Raw genomic sequence first — 23,826 nt, 5'->3', positions numbered from 1 at the left:
ACTTACGCAAAAATCGCTAAAAAGCTGATTTTATCGAACCGCAGAGAGAAGAAAAAGAGATTTTTATGAATTAGGACTGCTATAGAACAATGCGCTTGGGTTAAGGCTTAACTCTTTGTCAAAGTCATTTTTTTTAACGAACCGCAAAGTACGCAAAGTACGCAAAGGAAGAGAAGGAAGAGAAGGAAGAAATGCTTAACTTAACTGTATTGAGGACTGTTATAGAAGGATCAAGTGTAAAGTTACCTAATTTAAATCTGATAGTTAATTTCACTACTTCATCCTTCGGTTGATTATTCTTCGGTTAATAAAATAGGGTTTTTAGTTGCAGTTTCTGGTAATTCACCTTCATAAGTAGCGGCAAAGGAACCTTTTGGTTCTTTGAGGAAGAAGGCACACATAAAAGCGCAGATTAGTGCAGCTATACCCATTGTGCTAAATAGTGTGGGAGCGTCGGTTAAGCTAAAAATTGTTAGGTAAACTACGCCGCCAAAATTACCGTAAGCTCCTACATTACCGGCAATTTGTCCAGTGGCTTCTTTCTTAATTAGAGGTACGATGCTGTAGGTTGCACCGCAGCCAGCTTGGGCAAAGTAAGCGGCAAACATTGTAACTGCGATCGCTAGCGGAATCGGCCAGCTACTACTAATAAAATGTGCCATTAAATAACTAACACCAATGCCAGCAGTGATAATTGTTATTGTCCATTTACGTGAGCCAAGTTTATCAGAAATTAAGCCACCACTAGGACGAGAAACCAAATTTAAGAAGGGATAGGTAGCGGCAATCATCCCAGCGACGACATGCTCTAAAGCAAAGGTTTTTTCAAAAAATGCTGGGAGCATAGAAACAACTGCTAGTTCGCTACCAAAGCTAGTTATGTAAGTAAATTCGAGTAAAGCTACTTGACCAAACTGGAAGCGTTCCGATGGAGCGTAAGTTTTCTTGCCAATTAGAAGTTCTCCGTTTACCTCCCAAGCTTTGTAACTTTGATAAGCAAACAATCCTGCTAATAGCAACCAAGTAAAATACATTTGGCTCAGAGTCAGGAAGTGAATGTTCTTTTGTTCCAAGCGCCAAGCTAATAAACCCAAGGCGAAAATCAAGCCAAAATTTGAGACAATCATCGCCCAGAAGCTTTTAATACTGGTCACTTCCAGAGAACCATTCTTCTGAGGTTTCTTGTAGACTTTCCCTGCGGGCGTATCTTGGACGCTATTGTAATAAATTACGCCGTAGATGGCTGCAATGATCCCTGTGAGTGCGATCGCAAACCTCCAGTTAGAAGCACCACCAGCGAAAAAGCTAGTAGAAACTGCCAGCATCGGTAAGGCAAACTCTGCGCCAAAAGCCCCAAAGTTACCCCAGCCGCCATAAATACCTTGAGCAATTCCCATCTCCTTCGGCTGGAACCATTCCGCCACCATCCGAATACCAACCACAAACCCAGATCCAACAATTCCCATCAGCAAACGACTGATGACTAATTGATTAAAATCTTGCGCTAGCGCCGTCGCCAAACAAGGAACAACCGCAAACATCAACAGCATTGAGTAGGTGATTCTGGGGCCAAAACGATCCAGAAGCATCCCAATAATTAGCCGTGCAGGAATTGTGAGAGCAAGGTTACAGATAGCTAAAGTTTTAATTTGCTCTGGCGCTAAATGTAGCTCTCTGCCAATGGTTGTAGCGAAGGGAGCAAAGTTAAACCAACAAACAAAGGTGAGAAAAAAAGCAAGCCAAGTCTGATGTAAGATGCGGTAGCGATCGCTGAATGAAAATAATTTTTTAAGCATTCTAATCTTTCTAATTGAATAAAACACAGAGAAAAGTCGGAGTTGAGCCTTTGAACTCGGAAGTTGAGCCTTTGAACTCGGAGGTTGAGCCTTTGAACTCGGAAGTTGCACCTTTGAACTCGGAAGTTGCACCTTTGAACTCGGAGGTTGAGCCTTTGAACTCGGAAGTTGCACCTTTGAACTCGGAAGTTGCACCTTTGAGACTAAACATTGAGCTTTTAAGGCAATACACTTGGATTAGTGATATTTAGTGTTCGGAGATCCCCCCAACCCCCCTTAAAAAGGGGGGCTAATATCTCTTTACCCCCTTTTTAAGGGGGTCGCCACAGGCGGGGGGATCTTTCCGAACGGTATTGCAATGCTTCTGATAACCGCTAGCAATTACTAACTACTAAGGCTTCCTGCTTGAGTTTTGCCCCAAAGTTTTTGATGAGTAAATCTTGCAATACTGGCTCTAAGTCTTCGCATGGTATGCCTTTAATAACGCACGTTCCTAAATGGGCATCTTTGCCAACTTTGCCGCCCATATATATGTCAACACCTTCTAAGGTTTTGCCATTTTTGCGAGTTTTAGTTCCCATCAAGCCAATGTCTGCAACTTGGGGCTGTCCACAGGAATTGGGGCAACCTGTCCAGTGAATTCGCACTGGATTGATGAAGGTTAACTCTTCTTCTAAGGCTTTAATCATTGCCAGGGCGCGGTTTTTGGTTTCGATGAGGGCAAAGTTGCAAAATTGTGCGCCTGTGCAAGATACTAGCGATCGCGTCAGTAAACCAGGATCAATGGAAAACCTTTTCAGCAAAGGCTCTGTTAAAAATGTCTCTAAACGCGAGTCAGAAATGTTGGGGATAACAATGTTTTGTTCAACAGTTAAACGGATTTCGCCATTGCCATAAACTCTCGCTAAACGAGCAATTTCAAACATATTTTCGGCATCCAGTCGCCCGACGGGAATGTTCAAGCCTACGTAATTTAATCCTAGTTGTTTTTGTTTATATACCCCGATGTGGTCGCGTTTTTCCCAGTCGATTTCATCTTTTGCGGCTGCGGGTAATAATGATTTACCTAAACGGTTTTCTACTTCTGCTCGAAACTTTTCTAAACCCCATTCATCAATTAGCCACATTAAGCGGGATTTTTGCCGATTAGCACGCAACCCATGATCACGAAAGACTTCCAAAACCGCTCTACATACAGTTACCACATCTTCTGGAGCCACCCAAGCATTGAGAGGAATCGCCGCTTCACAACGTTTAGCTGAGAAAAAGCCACCTACTAAAACGTTAAACCCGAAAACTTTTTCATAGGAATGGCCAGGGGCTAAATTTTGCTCCCCTGCTTCTTGAAATGCTGGAATAAAAGCCAAATCGTTGATTTCAGCGTGAACTGAATTGTCTCGTCCGCCTGCGATCGCAATATTAAACTTCCGTGGTAAATTGCTAAACTCTGGGTTTCCTTCCCCTTTGTTGGTGAGCATATCTTGAATTTGCTGTACCAACTCTCGCGTGTCGTACAACTCATCTGCATCCAACCCCGCCACGGGATCACCTGTAATATTGCGGACATTATCCATCCCTGACTGGACAGTAGTTAAACCAACTGCGTCAAATCTATTAAAGATATCTGGTAAATCTTCAATCCTAATCCCCCGTAATTGAATATTCTGTCTGGTAGTAATATCAGCACAGCCATCATCTCCGTAACGCTGCACCACTTGAGCTAAAACACCCATTTGACTGCTGGTAAGAATCCCGTTGGGCATCCGCAATCGCATCATAAACTTACCTGGGGTAACTGGGCGAAAAAATACGCCCACCCATTTGAGTCGATGATCACGATCTATTTCGTTCATTGCTTCCCAGCCCAGGGCGGCAAATTTCTCTATCTCACTCTTGATGGCGAGTCCATCTTTTTCTGCTTTCAACTTCTCGAACTTATTCAGGCTGGTGGTGGTAGTTGCAGTGTCTGTCATAAGGCTGACTCTCGTGAGAATTTGTAGTGATAATTGCCCAACATCAATCAACCCGTAGTTCCATCAGGTGTTGTATCTGCGAGGGTTAGGGAACAAAAACTTAATATTTGCTTAAGGCTGATTATTTTTACTTAAGAGGATTCCAAAGTGAAACTCTAAATCCGTGATTAGTTAAGGAAAACTTGTCGCCATTTACATCTTGGGAATTTGTCAAGCAGGTTTAGATAATGTTCATGTAACAATTTCGATACTCATAACTTAAGGCGAGATTTCTGTTAAAATCGTATAAATTGTTACGCTTTTTTGGTAAAATTGCTGAAAATGCATGAAAAGTATGCATTTTTTGCATTAAAGTGATCAATAAGCGACGCAAAACTCTTAATGAAGGGTGTTTCAAATAAATTGTGTTAGTTAAAACTTAGATATTATTTCAACAGCTATGAAACGTCGTGATTTTATTAATTGGGTAGGTTTGGGTTTGATAGTGAGTTCTCTACCTGTAGCGATCGCAGCCTGTTCTTCTGGGACAACTTCAGCATCTGGAGATTGGCAAACAGTGGGAACCTCGGCAGAATTAGATAAAACAGGTCAATTACTAGCGAAAAATTCACCCGTCGGACCTGTGTTGGTAATCGGCACATCTAAAGCTAAAAATCTGTCTGCTGTTAACCCTACCTGTACTCACGCAGGTTGCACGGTGGGATGGAAAGCTGAGGCGAAAAAATTCGCTTGTCCCTGTCATGGTTCACAATATGGGGTTGATGGCAAAGTCCAAAAAGGCCCAGCGACAAACCCACTAAAAACTTACGCCGTCAAGATTGAGGGTAATTCAGTTGTAGTCAAACCAACGTAATGAAGGCAGAAAATTAATAATTAAAACAGAGTCTTGTGAGTAACATCAACCAGCTTTTGGTGGAAGCCCAGACAGCATATAATGCAGCTGATTGGTCATCCCTAATTCAATATTTGCAACAATTAATTTTAGGTGCAAATTCTGAACATCCAGAGATAGTTAAAAATCGAGAATATCTGCTGAAATTAGCACTTTCAATCTTAGAGATGGGGGATTTTCAACAGCGCTGGGAAATTACCAAGGTGTTGACTGACTTGGGAAATATTGCCATACCGGAACTGATTGACATATTAGAAGATGAAGATGCAGAATCAGAATTACGCTGGTATGTAGCAAGGACTTTGGGCGAATTCCAGCACCCAAAAGCGATCGCGTCTTTGGTGGAATTATTGAAAACTGATGAGGATGAAGAACTCAAACCGATCGCAGCTACAGCACTAGGGCAAATGGGTACTGTTGCGATCCCTGCCCTCTCTGAACTTCTATTAGATGATGATACACGGCTTTTAGCGGTGCGATCGCTTTGTTGTATTCGGCAACCAGAAACCATCACACCGTTATTGAGTGTAGTCCAAGATCCACAAGCAGCAATCCGCGCTGCCGCAATTGAAGCCCTCAGCAGTTTTCATGACGAACGTGTACCACCAGTATTGTTAAATGCTTTGGATGATATAGCTGCCACAGTTAGGCGTGCAGCAGTCCTTGGTTTAGGTTTTCGCCCCGACTTACGCCAAACATTAGACTTAGTAACAAGACTGCAACCCAAGCTTTACGACTTTAACCTTGAAGTTTGTTGTGCAGCCGCAGTTTCCCTTTCACGGATGGGTTGTGATGATGCCGCCAAATACTTATTTGATTTGCTGATTTTACCTCAGACACCGATAAAGCTGCAATTAGAAACCATTCGCGCTTTAAGTTGGGTGGGGACATTATCGAGTTTGGAATATTTGCAAACAGCACTTAATCAAAGTACTTCCGGGACACTTTGGCAAGAAATTGTGACAGTTTTGGGGCGAGTCCAAAAGCCGCAGTTAACGACACCAGCCGCAGAAATTTTACTGCAAATACTGCTCCCGCAACATCCAGCCACCGAGATTGCTAACGTTAAAAGTGCGATCGCTTTGTCTTTAGGACAGTTAGGCAAAATGCAAGCTATTGAACCATTGATTTCACTGCTAGCTGATTCTGATGCATCGGTAAGATTACATGCGATCGCAGCACTGAAAAATTTAGACGCTGAAGCCACACATCAACAATTGCAGCAGTTAGCAACTAACGCCACACTCACACCAGATTTACAACAAGGAATAGCGATCGCTTTAGCTGAGTGGTAACTTTCGCGTATTTGTATCCAATTATTAGCGGTTAATCAGTTAATTCATCGTAAGTAAGCCACAATCAGAATAAGAATTAATTATGTGGGATTGTAGTGAATTATGGCAAAACCTAAAATCCTTCAAGAAGATAGCGAATATACCTTTCGCTCGTATTTTGAAATGACTTATGAGCCAGAAGAAATCTTAGCAGAGCTTGGTTATGCTTTGGTACGATCAAGGTTATCGCTACCAAAAACACAAAAGCCTTTAGACCGATTATAAGAATTAAAAGACCGAATCGAACGGACGCTTCCACGGGTTAGTTTGACAAGTGAAACAGCACGTCGAGAAACTTTGGTTGCACCAATTCTATTAGAAGTTGCTACATACTATTGTGACTGTCAGCTACGAATTGAGTACCCACTGATGGTAAGTAAGTGGCTCAAAGGAAATCTTGATTATCTTCTTCGTGCAGACCAGAACCTTTTAGTTGTGGAAGCAAAAAATGATGATATTACCAGGGGATTTACGCAACTAGCCGCTCAATTAATTGCTCTATCCCAAATTGAAGAACAGCCTTTTCAGTATGGAGCCGTTACTATTGGTGATGTCTGGCGATTTGGGAGACTTGATGTTAAAGCCCAACAAATTATAGAAGATATCAAAATTTATTCATTACCCGATGATTTAGAAGCTTTAATGAACATTTTAGTCGGAATTGTTGAGCGGAACTCTAGCAGTTTGTAAAACTAAGTGGGCAATAATAAATCAAACTATGTTACTCAATGTAAAAATAATTAAATTGGCTCGTAGTTAGGACTTACGCAAAAGTACACGTCGTAGGGGCAATTCATGAATTGCCCCTACGTGAAAATAGGGGTTTTGGCTATTGTTTGCGTAAGTCCTGGTAGTCAAGGGTGAAGCCCTCACTACAAACCTTTAATTACAAAAATTTAAGTTTTAGTAGAATAGCTGTAACAAACCCTACCAAATTGCGATCAAAAAACCGTTAACTTAATAAAACCGATAAATGTAATTCAGGCTACATAAAAATGCGCCTAGAGCAGTTGCGAGCCTTTCTAGCGATCGCCCAAACCGGCAGCTTTCAACAAGCAGCGCGAAAATGTGGTGTTACCCAATCAACAATTAGTCGCCAAATCCAGGCATTAGAAGCAGATTTGGGTGTAGAACTGTTTCACAGAACTAGTCATGGAAAATTGACACTAGGAGGTGAATCTTTACTCCCCCGTGTCCGCAAAATTTGCCAAGAATGGCAGACAGCTACAGAAGAATTAGCTGATTTAATCGCCGGAAAGCAACCAGAACTTTGTATTGCTGCGATTCACTCCGTATGTGGATCTTACTTACCACCAGTGTTGCAAAAATTTTGTCATGATTATCCAGAGGTGCAATTGCGGGTGACTTCATTGGGAAGCGATCGCGCCCTGAAAGTCCTCAAAGATGGATTGGTGGATTTAGCAATTGTGATGAATAATCGCTTTTTAACCACTGGTAGAGAAATGGTGGTAGAAGTACTTTATGATGAACCGATAGAAATTCTAACCGCAGCCAATCATCCCCTAGCCCAATATGAATGTGTCCCTTGGTTGCAGGTAATTCGTTATCCTCAAGTGGTTTTTAAAGATGGTTATGGGATGCAGCGCTTAATACAAGATAGATTTGAGCGAATGGAAGCTAAACTCCAGGCGGCTTTAGAGGTAAATACCCTAGATGCCTTCCGGGGTGTCGTGCGTCAAGGACAACTGATAGCTTTGCTACCTCAATCAGCATTAGTAGAAGCTCGTCTTGATTCTACCCTGGCGATTCGCTCCCTAGCCAGCAATAGTAATAGTGGTTTAGCAGATGGTTCCAGTTTGACTCGTCGGGTAGTTATGGTAACAACTCAAGACCGTCTGCAAATTCCCCCCATTAAGCACTTTTGGCAAATCGTGCGCGAAAATATCCCATTACAAATTGATCAGCAGCGATCGGCTTCTTAAGTGTCATTAGTCATTAGTCATTAGTCATTGGTCATTCTCGGTTATTTACAAAAAACATAGGAGTGAAAATGAATGTAGAGACGTAGCAGTGCTACGTCTCTACAAGAGTTCTGGATAACGCATATTTAATTTCTCGAGATGTCTAAAGGACAAAGGACAATGGACAAATGAGCAATGTATTTCGGGAATTACTCCAAAAAGTAGGTAGCGGAAAGCATACAGCCGAGAATTTAACTCGCGTCCAAGCAGCCACCGCTACTAAAATGATGCTGCTGGGTGAAGCTACACCAGCCCAAATCGGAGCGTTTTTGATTGCTCATCGAATCAAGCGTCCTACGGGGGAAGAGTTAGCGGGAATGTTGGATGCTTATGAGGAACTGGGGCCAAAACTGCAACCAATCGTCTCTGCACGACCTGCGATCGCTCTTGGCATCCCCTATGATGGTAGAACACGCACAGCACCAATCAGTCCGGTAACAGCTTTACTACTCGCCGCAGCTGGACAACCAGTAATAATGCACGGTGGCGATCGCTTACCAACTAAGTACGGCTTACCCCTAATAGATATTTGGCAGGGTTTAGGAGTCGATTGGACTACCCTACCACTAGCAAAAACCCAGCAAGTATTTGAGCAAACGGGAATCGGCTTTATTTATCTACCTCAGCATTTTCCCTTAACTACAAGTATTTGGGAGTACCGCGACCAACTCGGCAAACGTCCGCCCTTGGCGACAATGGAGCTAATTTGGTGTCCTTATGCTGGGGATGCTCACGTAATTGCTGGGTTTGTTCATCCGCCGACAGAAGGGATGTTTCAGATAGCTCTGGGGCTGCGGGGAGTAACAAAATTTACATTAGTCAAAGGATTGGAAGGTAGTTGCGACTTACCGCGCGATCGCACTGCAATCATCAGCTTATCTTCAGCCGTAGCATCCCAAGAGGTAGAACGATTGCACCTCGTACCGCGTGATTACGGCTTTACTACCAAGAACGTACCCCTTGGAACTACTGAAGAGCTGGTGGCAGATATTCAGCAGGTTTTAGCAGGTAAACCAGGTGAACTAATGCAAACAGCCTTGTGGAATGGCGGATTTTACCTATGGCGGAGTGGTATTTCTCCAGATATGCCAGAGGGTTTAGCGAAAGCAGAAGAATTATTAACCAATGGTGTGGTAGCAGCTAAACTCCAACAACTCAGACAGTTAGTGTCAGCAGCATTTGTACCAGTATAAACAGTTCAGTACTTCAGAGTGTCAACACAATTCGTAATTAATTACGAATTACGTTAGCGAGTCCGCGTACTCTGTAAGAGTTGCAAGCTACGCTTTTAGCGTCTGTCTTTGCTACGCAACGCTACCGCGAACGACACGCTGCGCGTAGCTTGTCCTCCGCCAGGAGTACGTAGAGAGCGTCATTACGAATTACGAATTACGAATTACGAATTATTTCGTCCCCGACTTCTCCAAAATAGATTTTTGTTGTAACCAATCCTGACCCACTTGGATACTGATATCCGAGGCAAGGTTGCCAGTACTTTCCACACGCACTTCTCCAAATCCCAAAGTGTTGCGAATTGATTCGGCAGTGTCACCATCTCCTTGCTGGGCGACAATGTGAGTTACCTCTAGAGGTTCACCCCATGCTTTGGCGACATAGATGTTGCGATATCCAGATTTTTCCAAGGCTCTAATTAATGGTCGCAGGTTAGAGCGATCGCCACCTGTACTATCTTGAATTGCTACACGCAAAGAGCCTAGGTCAGCCGTAGTCGCCAGCTGTTCCTGTTCTGACTCTAAACCAAAATGTTGAGCCATCAGTTTCGCAATCCCATTTTTGTTGGGCAACCAATAGCTAGCATCAAACTCACCTTTCTCGCTAAAGCGACCTGGGAGCATTAACATTTGCATATTAGAGCGATTTGTCCGCACCCCAAAACCCATTAGCGCCACTAACTCCTCAACCGTCAAATTGGTATCGATGTGGTCTTTGACTACATCCAGAACTTTAGGTAATTGAGCAACAGTAGCTGGGTTGAGTGTTTGATCCATCAAAGCCCGCATCACCATTTGCTGGCGCTGAATCCGACCAATATCACCGAGTTCGTCATGGCGAAAACGCAGCAATTGCAGTGTCTGATCGCCGTTGAGATGCTGCTTACCCGCCTTTAAATTGATGTACAAATGCTGAGAATCATCTTGGTACTTCATATTTTTGGGGACGTAGACTGTGACGCCACCCAAAACATCGATCAGCTTGGCAACTCCCAGAACGTTAATTCGGACATAACGATCAATTCCCGCCCCACCCAAGAGATTACTGACGGTTCTAGCAGTCAAAGCTGGTCCACCGTCAACATTGGCAGCATTAATTTTTTTTACCCCATACCCCTCTATTTCTGTGCGAGTATCTCTGGGAATAGAGAGCATAATTATTTTTTTCGTCTCTGGATCAAATTTGAGCAAGAGCATCACATCCGAAAGACCATCAAAGGAGTTTACCTGGGGCTGGTATCTGAGGTTTTTCGTTTCTGGGGGAGGGTTTTGGATATCCGGCGGAAGTACGCTCATCCCCATAACTAAGAGATTCACCGGGCGAGTTAATTCTGAAAATCGTAACACACCTCCAGAGATGCGATCGCCATCAAACACCGCCTCATCCTTTGGACTTAGCTGGGCTTGTTGCAAAGGCGTACTAGTCAAAGACACCGCCAAAAGCGCCCCCGCAGTTGCTGACACCATTGCAATACCACTCATACCTACCCAAAACCATAGCCAACGTCCTGATTTCGAGCTCTGGGAAATTTTGTCACTGGGCTTTGAGGCTTTTCCCGACTGGTTTTCTTCCGCCGAACTTCTTTGAATGGTCACAGACTTCCTCACACTTACTCACTAATCAAATTCGGTAAATTTGCAGACTAAAAATATGCTGACAAATCAATTCATAATAGCTAACTCTTAATTATCACTGCTAACTTTTTTAATCTCGTGTCAACCACAACACTTATAGCAGCATTTATCATTCTTTTGGGGCAACCTGGAGATGTTTTACTGAAGTATGGCAATAATAAACTGGATTTGACTAGATATTATGGATAAATCAACCGTAATTTTCACGAAATAAGTAAAAATACTGGCAAATCATCACCCGAAACAATTAAGATAAATACTTGCCAAGCACTCGTTCTGCTAAAGTACTAAAGCCTGGTAAACGCCCAGATTTGCCCTGCATCAGCCGCAAAATCAACCAGACACTCACTAAAAAGTAACCCGATGTGAGAAAGCTATTGAGGATAAATAGACGTAGCGTCAAAAAATCTGAAGTTGCTGCTCCGCTAGCTAATAATAGATATCCCAACAGCCAAATAAGTGCCAAAGTAATAGACAGACGACTAATCGCAAGTTGTTCCCGACTACCCTGGCCTTGATAGAGAGTCCACAAGGACGGAAAAAAGCCGATGATCGGAATCAAATATAAAAGCAATTGTGTTTTGGGCATGGGGCATGGGGCATTATTATTCTCCCCTTGCTCGCCACTCTCCACTCCCATTCGGCTACGCTCACGGCAAGCCCACTCTCCGTTCTCTTTCGGTTCAAAATTCTCCATTGGGATTAGTCTAACTCCTAAACTAGAAGGATGAATGAGACTCATATAGTTAGAGATAATAAGCTGTAAAGAAAGATTTCATTTAGTTCTATCCGCAATCAGTTCAAAATGCAGACACGCAAGCTACTCGACTGGTGGCAAACATTTACACCAATAGCGCGAATCGGGGCGATCGCGTTATTCGTTCCGCTACTAGTTCTCAATGGTTGGACACTTTCGGTATTTTTTAATTATTTCCATTCTCTCATAGTCATTTTAGTCGCAGCCTCAGTACTAGCATTTCTGCTCAACTACCCCGTGAGTTGGATGGAGCATCATGGTGCTAGGCGAGAGCAAGTTTCTATCCTAGTATTTCTCTTGGCTTTATCGATTTTATTGGCGTTGGGTGTTACACTTATTCCCCTAGCACTTACCCAAGCTCAACAATTGGTGGCTCGTTTGCCAGAATTGATCGACTCTGGACGCTCTCAGTTAATGATATTAAACGAAAAAGCTGAGACTTTCGGCTTACCGATTAACCTTGATGCTCTGGTAGTGCAAATCAACGATCGCGTCAAGGGACAATTGCAAGCGATCGCTGGACAAGTTTTAAATCTGGCGGTAGTTACAGTCACTAGTCTGCTAGATATTCTCTTGACGATGGTTTTGACTTTCTATCTCTTACAGCATGGGGGTGAACTCTGGCAAAGTTTAGTAGAATGGCTACCTGATAAATTTCGCGATCCTTTTTCCAAAACAGTCCGCCTCAGCTTCCAAAATTTCTTCATCACCCAACTGATTTTATCTACCTGTATGGCCTCAGCCCTCATTCCTACCTTTTTGTGGCTGAAAGTGCCATTTGGTCTACTTTTCGGGCTGACTATTGGACTGATGGCTCTCGTCCCCTTTGGTGGTTCTGTAGGTATTGCCCTGACTACACTATTGGTAGCCTTGCAAGATTTCTCAATGGGTGTGAGAGTCTTGATAGCAGCAGTAATTGTCCAGCAAATTCTCGAAAACTTAATTGCCCCCCGAATTTTAGGCAGTTTTACCGGTTTAAATCCAGTTTGGATTTTAATATCAGTCTTGACAGGGGCAAGAATTGGCGGACTGTTGGGTGTAATTGTGGCAGTACCCACAGCTGTTGTGATTAAGACTGCTTTAAGTGCCTTGCGTCCTGGTAGCCAGACAAACGACAGCACCACTGCGGAGATAACTGCACCCGTTGCCGCAAACGAGTTACCAAAAGCTGACGCTAAGAACACATTGAGTATTTCTGAAGCGACATTACCCTAGAATTCAATTCAAAATGACGCTCTCTACGTACTCCTGGCGGAGGACAAGCTACGCGCAGCGTGTCGTTCGCGGTAGCGTTGCGTAGCAAAGACAGACGCTAAAAGCGAACGCAGACTCGCTAACGCTGCGCTAACAAAATTCAAAATTCAAAATAAAGAAATTTTGAATTTTTTTCTATGGCTCAATGATCGAACCCATAAATAAAACGCTTCCCGTTTGATTATCCCTAATCGCAGAGAAGAAGGGACGATCAACAATCATTCGGAATGGTTCTGGTTCTTCTCTAAAAGCTGTTGCTACTATTCCCACTGAAGTAGCCGCAGCCGCTTCCGTGCCTTCTTCATTCACTTCCACAAAAGTTTTATGCTTAACTTGGCTAATGGCAAAATTTTTACCCATGCCGGAAAAATTGGCTTTGTTGCTGAAAGCCTCTTCCATGCCTAAACTTTTTAAGGCATCATTGAGTGTAATATCATACTCTGTTTTAAAGCGGGGTAAGCGAATAAAGCCTTTTTGTTTGTTGAACTGAGTCATCCATTTTTCCCAGTTTTGAACATTCAAGTTTTGATAGAAGGCTTTGAGGTTAGAGTTCTGTTTGGGCAGGAAAATATAAAAACTGAATTTACCATCTTTGCCGTAAGGTAAACTAACTGCCTGAAATTGTTTGCTTTCATAGTATCTATAGTCACCAGTTTGTGACATCATCGGGTGTTGTTTTTGCTTGCCAGATGTGCTGTAAAAAGGATATTGAGCAGTTTGATTTTTATCAAATTCTTTGCTCCATTTTCCTTTAAAATATATGGCATTAATCAGAAATAACACATCGTCTGGTTTGATGGTTTCAACTATCTTATCGATTTTGCCGTTAGTATTTTCTTTTACCCAGTTGTTGATAATACTAGGTGCGGCGGCATCTTTAAAGTTTAAATTGCTAACTTTGGCTTGATAGAAATCCTGTGTTCTCTGGAGGAAGTCTGGCGCAAATCTAAAATCTTGATTTGCCCAAAGTGAGTTAGCGATATTTAGTTGCACTTTTGCATCTGGATTGTCTAAAAGCTGCTTTAATGCCGCCGCGTAAGAGGAGTTGATTTCTGGTAGATTCATCCCCTGTAATTCCAGGGTTTTTGCGATCGCTTGTTGAGTCGAGCCGCTAGCACCGTTGTAAGTCATAGCCAGAGCCAGAGCGACACTCATAGGTGAGATAAAAATATTCTTCTGACTCGGATCATTTTTCCGAACTTCTGAAAATAGTTTGAAGCCAAACTTATTGCTAGACTCAACGATTTTTGGATCAGTCTTGAGTGTTTTTTTTTGCAATGGAGTTTCTGGCTGAGGTAAACTAGATTGGGCAAGGGCACTTTTATTACTATCGACTTGAGAACACCCTAATACACCGAATAGAACAACACTTGCAGCTGCCAGAGCATAACGTCTGCCCAGACTAACACCGTAACGCCTTTGCAGGAAATTTTCTTTCGCATCACTCAATTTCTGCCTATTCATTCTCTTACCTCACTTGCCAAAGATTCCCGAGCTGTGCTTAGGGTTGACGCAGATAGTGTGTCAATGATTAACTATTGCATTTGCTCCAATAGAAAAATGGGACTGTTACAGAAACTGTAACAGCAAGTTAGTAGGTCAGAAGAATTAAACACAACTTGTTATAGTTGCAAATTCCTTATTCAGGCGGCGATGCAGACGAGTTATAAAGAATTTTGATTTTTAGGAATTTTCCTATTTAGGAATAAACGTATTGTAAGCTACCTAATCACAAAATAACCACTGTTCTGGGGTTCTTATAGAGAAAATCAAAATAACGTTTCTTAGCTGAAATAGCAATTCATCCCACGTCTCACTCAAATGAGCGTGGGAAGTTCACAAATACAGAACTTTCGTAGGGACGCACGGCTGTGCGTCCCGATTTCAATTGATAGGCACACTCCACCAAGCTAAACTATAGGGTTGAGTCGCTTCATTGAGCTTTTGACGAAACTGGACGCGGATTTTGTAATTGCCAGTAGCAGCAACAGGGCAGAAAATATGTTCTACACTATCGATTTGGCTGATTGAGGAGCAAACGACATCAGGATCTGAATTTTGAGTATTTGCTTTTACTAAATATAGGTCGAGATTATTCAAACCGCGATCGCGAAAATTTTCGCCCACGTCATATTGCTGGTTTTTATTGCGATCGTTGAGTTCCACCAATCGATCCCAACTCAGCGTCACAGCAACAAAACTCCCCTGCTTTAACGGTTTTGCTAAAATATAGTCAACAGATGCTCCAACATCGACTGTGCGATAATCCCAACCAATAGCCGGCACCGCAGCTGATGGCGGCCATTCACCAGCACTAAATTGCTGATAAGCGCGAAATGCGTTTAAATGACCCGCTCCCATTTGGGCATCCAAGGGAATCTTCGGATCTTTATAAGCATCAGAATCTAGCCAGTTTTGATTTTGTTTATCAATTAGCGTCCGAGTCATTCCCAACCGTAAGCCATCACCGCTATCTTGGATTTTGTCTGCTGAATTCAGCAATACAGCTTTCATGACTTGATGATGTCGAGAATCGATGCTCCAATGGGGTTGTTTTGTCCGCACCTGTCTGTCACCAAATTCCTGCAACAGAGCAACAGTAGCCGTAATTTGAGGCGCTGCAAAACTTGTCCCTGTAACCTTGTTCACTTTGCCATCGGGATTGAGCAAAGGAATGTTATTGCCAGGAGCAACTAAACTGATAGCGCCTCGCCCACCAAGATCAAATTCCCTTCCAGCTAGCCTTCCACTCACACCTTGGTTAGCACCCGCCAGATTAGCCACGTCTACTTTATTAAAAACTCCTCCTCGGCGGGATGAAAAAGCCACGTTCACTCCGTTAAAATTATCTGTAGGAATGGGAATACCCCCCTTACCCTGGTTGCCTGCGATCGCATACAAAACATCATGAACGTGACTAGACCAGTCAACACATAAAGTTAGCAAAGCATTGCCGTCTAAAGTAGCCTCCGGCCGAGGATCGCGGCTCAGAGGTTCACCAAAGCTAAAGTTAATGGCACGCACATCACCACCATTTTGTAGCGCTATATGCTGGGCTGATAAGCACTCTTCCGACTGACCCATGTTTTTAGTAGAACCTACCGCAGACGAATACAGTCGCGCTCCCGGAGCAACTCCCGGCAAAGCTTTGTCTTGACTTACCATCACACCAGCGACATTGTAGGCGTGGGAGTCAACACCGCTATTTGATTTAGCTGGTCCATTGCGTAAGAAGACCCCCGCTAAAGATACAGCACGATTTTTAGACGCCGCCTTATCCCACCCAAACATTCCCGGTCGGCCGACTTCCACTTGACCAATAGCAATCTTACGACCGATTAAATTATAAGGAGCTTGGTGTAGCTTTAGAGCATCAATGCCGTTAGTTCCCAGGATAGATTCTAAAGCTGAAGCAATTACCGGCGCACTCAGACAGAAAGCACCTAATCCCCAAATTATCCAGGTTAGTTTTTTAGTCATTAGTCATTGGTCACTTGTACTGAGCGTTCGCGTAGCGTCTCGTAGAGAAGCCGTTCGCGTAGCGTCTCGTAGAGAAATATTTGTCATTTGTCATTTGTCATTGGTCATTTGTCATTGGTCATTGGTCAAGAGTTATTTATTATTCTCCCTCATCTCCCCCACTCCCATTCGGCTACGCTCACGGCAAGCCCACTTCCCACTCCCCATCCCTCCAAAAAAGCCAAGATCAAAATTATGAGTCTTGCTCAATGTTTTGTTACAATGCGTACAGATGAGGACGCTTAAAAACCCACTAGCCATGACCCAAAACCTATCTCAAAAGCACATTGTAATTGCTCCATCTATCCTATCAGCCGATTTTAGTCGTCTGGGTGACGAAATTCGCGCCATAGATGCGGCTGGAGCAGATTGGATTCATGTTGATGTAATGGACGGTCGTTTTGTACCCAATATTACGATAGGACCTCTGGTTGTGGAGGCGATTCGTCCGATTACGACCAAGCCAATAGATGTCCACTTGATGATTGTGGAGCCAGAAAAGTATGTAGAGGGATTTGCTAAGGCGGGCGCCGATCATATCTCGGTACACTGCGAGCATAATGCTTCCCCACACCTGCACCGCACCTTGGGACAAATTAAAGAACTTGGTAAGAAAGCTGGAGTTGTACTTAATCCTGGTAGCCCTCTAGAGCTAATTGAATACGTTCTAGATTTGTGCGATTTAGTACTGATTATGAGCGTCAACCCTGGTTTTGGTGGTCAAAGTTTTATCCCTGGTGTATTACCTAAAATCCGCAAACTGCGTCAAATGTGTGATGAACGCGGTCTTGACCCTTGGATTGAAGTGGATGGAGGATTGAAGGCAAATAATACCTGGCAAGTTTTGGAAGCGGGAGCTAATGCAGTTGTCGCGGGTTCTGCTGTATTTAACGCTAAAGATTATGCTGAGGCGATCGCAGCAATTCGCAGTAGCAAGCGTCCTACCCCAGAATTAGCCAAAGTTTAATTCATTTTTAGATTAACTGTACTCTACAAAAAGTAGGGTGGGCAAATTGCTCACCCTACTTTTATTTAGGAACATGGATTAAATAAAATGCAAAACTTCATCCTGTATCTAGCTTCCCTCTCCAATATATCGGAGAGGGATTGAGGGTGAGGTAAACCAGGGACATAAATTGTATGTTATTTAATTCTTATTTCTTACACATAAAAAAACTGGAAGCTATTCAAGTTTTGAACTTCCAGTAGTTGCTATATAAATTCAAAGTTGAGAAACTAGAGATAATCCAGGTTGGGAGGACTAGGATTACAATAGTCGAAAGAGAAGCGTATGATCTACTAGTTCTACCAGCCACGACAACAATTTCACCGAAACTTTCTATTTCCGTTCCTGGTGTTGGTGTTAAGCGTTTGCTTTATTAACTAAAGCAACACCAACCACAGTCTAGAAAGTTTTATAAGCATTACTCGCACCGTCTGCAGTCGATGAAAGCTGTGTAAAATTTGGATTGGGAGAAGCTACCGCTCCAAGTTCTCTTTGCTTAGACTTCCTCGAAAATAGAACCACCAGTAGCAACGGTTGAGTCATCGGTCTTGGTGTAGGAGTTATTTACTCCCTGCAATGCTGACTACTTTTGTAATCAGTTTGATTTATTTCATAGTCAGAACTAATCATTGATTTTATTTTTTAAAATTAACTTGCTTGCCAATCACCTCTATTTTGGTTGAAGTTGTAGTTGTTATTAGTTTACCAATCTTCTCAGTATATATTTGCCATTTTGGCAGATTTATTAAAATAATATCAAATTAATCACTGCTATAGAAAACCTGCCATGCTCGAAATTTTAAATTAGCATAGCAGGCTCTCAGACACTCAATCAACTCTAGGGCAGAATCTATTGATTCCAAATAGGTTTTAATTGAATCCACAGCGTTTCAAGGAAATCTCTTGAGTGTTTTCTGGTTTTAATTGCGATTTCATTGATTGATGATCGTTAACTTGCTGTGCCAATCTCTGATCTAAATTACCACCACGAATTTCTGTTTTTTGCTTACCAACTACTTCCCGATAAGCTAAGTCTTTGATTTTGCTTAAGCAGTTTGATGATACATTACTATCAGATATTGAATCATTAGCCTGTTTCAGCATTTTTAGATTTTCACTTTGCTGTTGATTTGTCCTACTGGTATTAGAGTTTTCTTTTAGTACTCGATTGTAGGTGCGATATGGAATGTAATGCAGAGGATTATACCCAGCAAATCGCAGCATTAAAACACATGCCCAGGAATATTTTCCAGCAAGAATTGCTTCAACTACTTTGTCAAATTGTTGAGCCTTCACTGTCTTATCTAAGTTACTAGTAATGCCAGCAATGTCTTGATTCATCATAGTTTTTAGTTATCTGGGATGAAGTAAACTAATTCAGTTTATGGGATTGTTGGTATTTCAATTGATATTTACAAACTGCACTAGCCTTTTTGCAGATGTTCAATCGCTTGTGGGAAAATATCATCAATGGGAGTGAAAGGTAAGTTTTTACCTTTTGTCTTGTCATCTAACTGGTAGGACAAAAGTCTGGCATGGCTCTTGGTAGATACAATTTTGTCCTCTTAAACTTTTTAAACTCCTAATTAAATAAATTTTATCTGTTCACCTGCTTGTATTTCTTACTACTGTTGAATTAAGCATTTTCCGGGAATTTTGCATATTTTTTTTGGATAGGAGAGAAAATTTATTTGTCTTTGAGTGTTAACAACGCTATTCGTATTTATACTATTTTTTGTTGCCAATGTCATCTACTAAATTAGCAGATTTATAAGTTAAATTTACTGAATGTATTTCGAGAGATAGTTGCGGATTGTGCAACTTTTAATTTTGTCCCCCTTTGCTAATTCATGAGGGGTAAGACCCCTCACCCGATATCAATTTAGACGCTTTATTATTGTCGAGTCACTAGAAAATATTACCATTAACCATGAGGTAAAACAACTTCTAAAAATATTAATATATAGAGACTTAAAAAAAGGTGAGCAGCCAAAGGTATTAAAAATATTTTTCATTAGAGAATGTTATTTATTAGCCTTGGATCTATTGATTTACAAAGACTACAGCTTTAGCTTACCTAAATGAAATCGCTGTAAACTGCTCATGAATGTTTCATGAGCATCATCTAGAAATCACAGATAGCCTAGTTTTAAACTAAAATTAGTGGTTGGTAATAATATATATAGTTTTAATTATCATCAAAGGAGTGAAACAAAACAGCCGTAACAAGATGCTTTCAATAAAAAAGATGTAGCAGGATAAACCTGTAGAATTTTAGATAATTCACCAATAGGGAGAAACCTAATTAACAAATATATTGCTAAGTTGATTCAGCAATAATTTGTATGTATATTAATATCTAACAGATTTATACTTTTGGTCTAATAGTTGTGTTAAACACAAGTAATTGCACTCGACGCTGGCAAACTAAGTACAGAAGATTTTGGGAAATATTAGCAAGATTTATGGCTAAAGCTAGTAATATTTGCATTTTTTGAAAGAGTAGTCTTAAATTCTCAATCCTTCAACTCTTACCATTACTGAAATTTTCCTTTGCTTCCGGAAACACTCGGAAAATAAAATCACAAATCTAGACTCTGCTTTCTCAGATGAAGATGGACTAAATTTGGCAATTATACGTGGAATACGCCGTTCGTAGGGGTAGCTGCAATACGGTTTGGTTAGCATCTTAATATTTTGAAGATCCCCCCTTAAAAAGGCTTGCTTATAACCCTCTTTTACCCCCTTTTTAAGGGGGTCGCCGCAGGCGGGGGGATCTTATCCGAACCGTATTAGGTACACAATTACCCCTACGTGTGTTGCATCAAAACGAGAACCGCTTTGATAGCCAATCAATTAATAACTAAGTAAATTCCCCAGATCGCCATTGCCCGTAAGTAAGTGCTAGCGCGGAAAGTACCAGCTGCGGTGATAGCTTCAGGTGTGCGAAATTGCAGACCATTGTCATAAATTTGCTGCACCACAGCTTGCGTTAACCTAAACGCTTCATCCTTCATTCCCATCTGCACAAGAAAAGCCGCCAGTCCAAAGTTTATCCCCGTCCAGACTTCCAGGGGATGAGTAGCTTTAGGGTTTTCCGGTGAACCGTCAGGACGAACACCATTAGCAGCACCAAACTCACCATTGCAGAATTTCAAAAAGCAAGCATCATAAACAGTTTTCAGCGCAGATAGAGCGCGATCGCTCGGTACAATATCAGGTAAGTCCAGTAGACGCGCATAAAACTGTCCGCACAGTTGATCTGCCATTACCACATCAGAACCACTTTCACTATCAAGTTTGTAATATTGCCCATTCCAGAGTTTTTCGTCATAGATGGGGCGAGATTGTTCCAACCAAGCTTCATAGATGGATTTTTGCACCCTTAACTCCTCTGTGTTCTCTGCGCCTCTGCGGTTCGTTAACAAAACATTACTGATTGCGATCGCAGCCTCCAGCGCCGCTAACCACAACCCACCACAATAGGCACTGACTCCCTGCAACCGCCAATCATCAAAAGTTTGATCGGGTGCGCCGGAATTTTCGGGAATCCCATCGCCATCAAGGTCAAAAGTTTTCAGGTAGTCGAGAGTTTGAACGATCGCAGGCCAGCAATCTCCCAAGAATTCCAGATCATCAGCACCCGTAAGCAGAAAATCACGGTATACTTGCAAGACAAAATCACTACTTAAATCTTTCCACAAATTGCAGTCTTGATAACTGGTGTAGTTGGTTTTCTCCCAAACGTGTTCATTCGGTGCGCCTAAATCGTGGGGTGTTGCACCTGCGACTTTACGAACAGCAATCGGGCTTTCTGCCTTAATTGTCATGTAATAGCCAATGATTCGGGGAGTATCATCACCTTGAGGAATTGCCCGTGCAAATGCCCGCATCACTGACTTTTCTAATTCTGGAAATAGCATCAGCAGGGCAAAAGAACCATACAGCCGCACATCTAAACTTTCATACCAACGATAATCTAAGCACTCCAGCACCGCAAACTGACCGATGGGGTCAAGTTCCGATGCAGCGCTCCAGAGAGTACCGCCACTGGTGAGGTCGTAAAGCTCATTAAATAGAGCCATCTTAAACCAGTTGGGTAAATCTTCGCGGTCGAGAATGGGTTTTTGCCAACTTTTAATTTGCGATCGCCAACTTTGGTATTCTTGTAGTGCAGTGGATGCGATCGCCCAAGCATTGTTACCACTTTTACCAAAAAAGTCTGTATATCTGCGGTAATAGTTAACTCCAGCCGCAAATTCTGTGATCGGCAAATCCCAAGCGAGGACAAAGGGGATTTCGAGAGTTTCCCCTGGTTGGAGAGTGAAACGAAGTGCGATTGCAGCCCCTAATTGTGTATTCTCTGTTGCTGGAGTCGGATCGAGATAATTAGGCAAAGAACCATCTTTAGCAAAAGTTTGCCATACCTCCTCACCAGTTCCTTCAGGATTCCATCGACTGTGATGAAATATTTCTACTTGGGGATGCTTCAGCGTGGCAATACACCAACTTCCGTCACCTTCTTGTAAAAGTTGATCATTACCAATCCGACCTAAAACACAGCCAAACTGTTGTGTATTTTCAACTATTTGGTTATAGTTTCCTTGACTTTCGCCCCAGCGCGGTTGGTATTCGTAAACCGGACTACCATCATCGCGTACTTGCACTTGGGGAGATTTGAGGGAGTTTGTAAACCAGCCCACCAGATTTTGCCAAGTAAGCATGATGCCCAGAGTAATAGGTGCATCTGTGGAGTTATGAGCATTCCAGAGGAATATCGCCACAGGGTAGCTAGTTTCTTGGTAATTACCTGCCCAGATTGGTGAAAACTGCTCACAAGTCAACTGTGCTTGAAATATATTTTCATACACAAACCAGCTACGTGGGTAGAGCGCGTGATAATTGCCTGTCTCTTTTGTGCCGGAAAGTGTTGGATACCATTGCCAAGCTTTGAGAGTGCGATCGTCAGGCGCCTGCGTAGATAAAGCGTAGGCTTGAGAAGATGCACCATTGGACTCAAACACACTGAATTGACAGGTGGGAACGTTTTTGAAAGTATGCTCACCACCGTCGATGTGCCACAGGTTAAAATCTCCCCGTGAAGAACGACCGATGCAACCTGCACCAAAGCCGCCTAAAGGCATACCATGCCAAGGGCCATCATCGATATTGCTAGCGTAGCGGACGGTATAAGGTTTGTCCCAGCCTAAACCGATGGGACGGCTCCAAGTGCAAGAGGGAATTTTTGAGGAGAGTTGATTTGTCATCGCCTAATGTTACAGCGTGCAGTTATGTCAATGAAGACTAGCGCGATGTGTGATTTTTCTCAAGTCGTTTGTTTGTAACTAGCAGCCCAGGAGGTGGAAAATATATATAACATCAAATCAAATTAGTGATTAAAATATCAATATTATACAAATATTTAGCTTTGAGGTAATAATTCAGTTTGATAAACTTTAAGTTTTTCTGATCTGTTTAAAATATCACATTTTGCTATAGATTGAACAAGATTTATTTCTCTGTCTTTTAAGTAATGATAACATTGTGGCGGTCGAAAATCTGACCATTCTTCTCTTAACTGTTCAAGCTTAATTGGAGAATCAAAACTGAATGGTTTTCTAAAGAAAATAGCAAAACCAGTTTGGGAGTTTTCGTAGTATTTTTGAAAGCATTCATAGCTAATTCCGGCTTTATCTTTAACAATTTTCCAAAGTTTCTTCGGCGGCATTTCGACGACTTTTTCGACTTCAAGCACTCCAACTAATGCCTGTTCAGGAGATGTCGCGTAAACGAGGATCAGATCACCCTCATTTAAATAGCGAGGTCTGACACGACGAAACTCGACTTGCTTATCACCACCAAATATCATTTTTGCATACTTGTAGTGGATGGATAAAAGAAGTATATTTGGAGACATAAAACTCATTATTCTATAGTATTTGAAGTTCCTATATTATATAATATTTTAAAGTTTTCTGTCGTTATTTTGGAAGATGATTGTACTGAAATATTGCGTCCTAACATCTTTTTAATATCTTCCAAAATTATTGGGTTTTTAAATAACTCCGTATCACTAAACTTGACAGCCATAATATCTTTATTTAGATCATTGTCAGCTATTTTTAAAATATCTTTGAAATCAAATACTCCTAGTCTTCTGAAGCGTCTATATAACTCTTTGGGTTTCCCAATTACAATTTCGTCAAGTCGTGAACAAGCTCGAATAGCTTTTAGAGTATAAGAACTATTTTTTCCAGTACCAGATTTACTTACGTACCATAAAATTCTTCCTGGGGCCTGCATTGCACGTTTTGCACAGTAGTAAACTACCTCGCGTTTCAGAGCTATTTCCAGTAAACCAAAAAGTTTTTTAGAAGCTTTACCAAGCAAACATTTCAGCCAAAGCCAGGGATATCACAAAACAACGTTTTGTTGAGCATTTCAGA

At 42.1% G+C, this 23,826-nt stretch carries 17 protein-coding genes and 1 pseudogene; 8 read left to right on the top strand and 10 right to left on the bottom strand.

All coding sequences use genetic code 11. The features are described 5' to 3' along the window. Positions 1–293: 293 nt before the first annotated feature. A complete protein-coding gene (locus V7K15_RS12785) occupies positions 294–1,796 on the bottom strand; it encodes a NarK family nitrate/nitrite MFS transporter (protein WP_334905870.1) in 1,503 nt (500 codons plus the stop codon). 14 nt (positions 1,797–1,810) lie between these two features. On the opposite strand from V7K15_RS12785, the gene V7K15_RS12780 reads away from it, so the two are divergent. Further along, a complete protein-coding gene (locus V7K15_RS12780; protein ID WP_334905869.1) occupies positions 1,811–2,047 on the top strand; it encodes a hypothetical protein in 237 nt (78 codons plus the stop codon). Positions 2,048–2,170: 123 nt separating this feature from the next. On the opposite strand, the gene V7K15_RS12775 is transcribed toward V7K15_RS12780, so the two are convergent. Next, positions 2,171–3,769 (bottom strand): ferredoxin--nitrite reductase, encoded by a 1,599-nt coding sequence (locus V7K15_RS12775; protein ID WP_334905868.1) that lies wholly within the window; start codon positions 3,767–3,769, stop codon positions 2,171–2,173. 439 nt (positions 3,770–4,208) lie between these two features. Here V7K15_RS12775 and V7K15_RS12770 point away from each other — a divergent pair, with 439 nt between their 5' ends. The 5 genes and pseudogenes from V7K15_RS12770 (at position 4,209) to V7K15_RS12750 (ending at position 9,170) form a co-directional block, all read left to right on the top strand. Beyond that, a complete protein-coding gene (locus V7K15_RS12770) occupies positions 4,209–4,622 on the top strand; it encodes a QcrA and Rieske domain-containing protein (protein WP_334905867.1) in 414 nt (137 codons plus the stop codon). 35 nt (positions 4,623–4,657) lie between these two features. Further along, positions 4,658–5,956: a HEAT repeat domain-containing protein gene (locus tag V7K15_RS12765; protein ID WP_334905866.1), complete on the top strand. Its 1,299-nt coding sequence runs from the start codon at positions 4,658–4,660 to the stop codon at positions 5,954–5,956. Positions 5,957–6,058: 102 nt separating this feature from the next. Next, positions 6,059–6,685: pseudogene (locus tag V7K15_RS12760) on the top strand (hypothetical protein). A gap of 305 nt (positions 6,686–6,990) precedes the next feature. Further along, entirely contained in the window at positions 6,991–7,938 is a 948-nt protein-coding gene (locus tag V7K15_RS12755) for a LysR family transcriptional regulator (protein ID WP_334905865.1), read from the top strand. A 167-nt stretch (positions 7,939–8,105) separates the two neighbouring features. Continuing rightward, a complete protein-coding gene (locus tag V7K15_RS12750; RefSeq protein WP_334905864.1) occupies positions 8,106–9,170 on the top strand; it encodes an anthranilate phosphoribosyltransferase family protein in 1,065 nt (354 codons plus the stop codon). 210 nt (positions 9,171–9,380) lie between these two features. Here V7K15_RS12750 and V7K15_RS12745 read toward each other — a convergent pair whose 3' ends face one another. Then, positions 9,381–10,805: an LCP family protein gene (locus V7K15_RS12745; RefSeq protein WP_334905863.1), complete on the bottom strand. Its 1,425-nt coding sequence runs from the start codon at positions 10,803–10,805 to the stop codon at positions 9,381–9,383. A 286-nt stretch (positions 10,806–11,091) separates the two neighbouring features. After that, positions 11,092–11,484 (bottom strand): hypothetical protein, encoded by a 393-nt coding sequence (locus tag V7K15_RS12740; protein WP_442949670.1) that lies wholly within the window; start codon positions 11,482–11,484, stop codon positions 11,092–11,094. A 165-nt stretch (positions 11,485–11,649) separates the two neighbouring features. On the opposite strand from V7K15_RS12740, the gene V7K15_RS12735 reads away from it, so the two are divergent. Next, a complete protein-coding gene (locus V7K15_RS12735) occupies positions 11,650–12,816 on the top strand; it encodes an AI-2E family transporter (protein WP_334905862.1) in 1,167 nt (388 codons plus the stop codon). Between the two features lie 174 nt (positions 12,817–12,990). Here the strand turns inward: V7K15_RS12735 and V7K15_RS12730 are convergent, their stop codons facing one another. Together V7K15_RS12730 and V7K15_RS12725 are read right to left on the bottom strand one after the other, a co-directional pair. Next, positions 12,991–14,319 carry a serpin family protein gene (locus V7K15_RS12730; protein ID WP_334905861.1) on the bottom strand — a complete coding sequence of 443 codons (1,329 nt, stop codon included), beginning with the start codon at positions 14,317–14,319 and terminating at the stop codon, positions 12,991–12,993. Positions 14,320–14,739: 420 nt separating this feature from the next. After that, complete coding sequence (locus V7K15_RS12725) at positions 14,740–16,335, bottom strand: S8 family serine peptidase (RefSeq protein ID WP_334905860.1); 1,596 nt, start codon at positions 16,333–16,335, stop codon at positions 14,740–14,742. Positions 16,336–16,633: 298 nt separating this feature from the next. On the opposite strand from V7K15_RS12725, the gene rpe reads away from it, so the two are divergent. Next, positions 16,634–17,341 carry a ribulose-phosphate 3-epimerase gene (gene rpe / locus V7K15_RS12720; protein WP_334905912.1) on the top strand — a complete coding sequence of 236 codons (708 nt, stop codon included), beginning with the start codon at positions 16,634–16,636 and terminating at the stop codon, positions 17,339–17,341. A 909-nt stretch (positions 17,342–18,250) separates the two neighbouring features. On the opposite strand, the gene V7K15_RS12715 is transcribed toward rpe, so the two are convergent. The 4 genes from V7K15_RS12715 to V7K15_RS12700 all read right to left on the bottom strand — a co-directional run bounded on the left by V7K15_RS12715 (position 18,251) and on the right by V7K15_RS12700 (position 23,770). Then, positions 18,251–18,721 (bottom strand): HetP family heterocyst commitment protein, encoded by a 471-nt coding sequence (locus tag V7K15_RS12715; RefSeq protein WP_334905911.1) that lies wholly within the window; start codon positions 18,719–18,721, stop codon positions 18,251–18,253. Positions 18,722–20,232: 1,511 nt separating this feature from the next. Next, positions 20,233–22,647: a GH116 family glycosyl hydrolase gene (locus V7K15_RS12710; protein ID WP_334905859.1), complete on the bottom strand. Its 2,415-nt coding sequence runs from the start codon at positions 22,645–22,647 to the stop codon at positions 20,233–20,235. A gap of 155 nt (positions 22,648–22,802) precedes the next feature. Continuing rightward, complete coding sequence (locus V7K15_RS12705; RefSeq protein ID WP_334905858.1) at positions 22,803–23,297, bottom strand: ASCH domain-containing protein; 495 nt, start codon at positions 23,295–23,297, stop codon at positions 22,803–22,805. 8 nt (positions 23,298–23,305) lie between these two features. Continuing rightward, positions 23,306–23,770: a hypothetical protein gene (locus tag V7K15_RS12700; protein ID WP_334905857.1), complete on the bottom strand. Its 465-nt coding sequence runs from the start codon at positions 23,768–23,770 to the stop codon at positions 23,306–23,308. Positions 23,771–23,826: the final 56 nt, after the last annotated feature.

The organism is Nostoc sp. (genome assembly GCF_036919815.1).
In the GTDB taxonomy this organism is placed as follows: Bacteria; Cyanobacteriota; Cyanobacteriia; order Cyanobacteriales; family Nostocaceae; genus Nostoc.
Note: the sequence above shows the minus strand (reverse complement) of the source record. Positions and strands in the feature narration are given on the sequence as shown.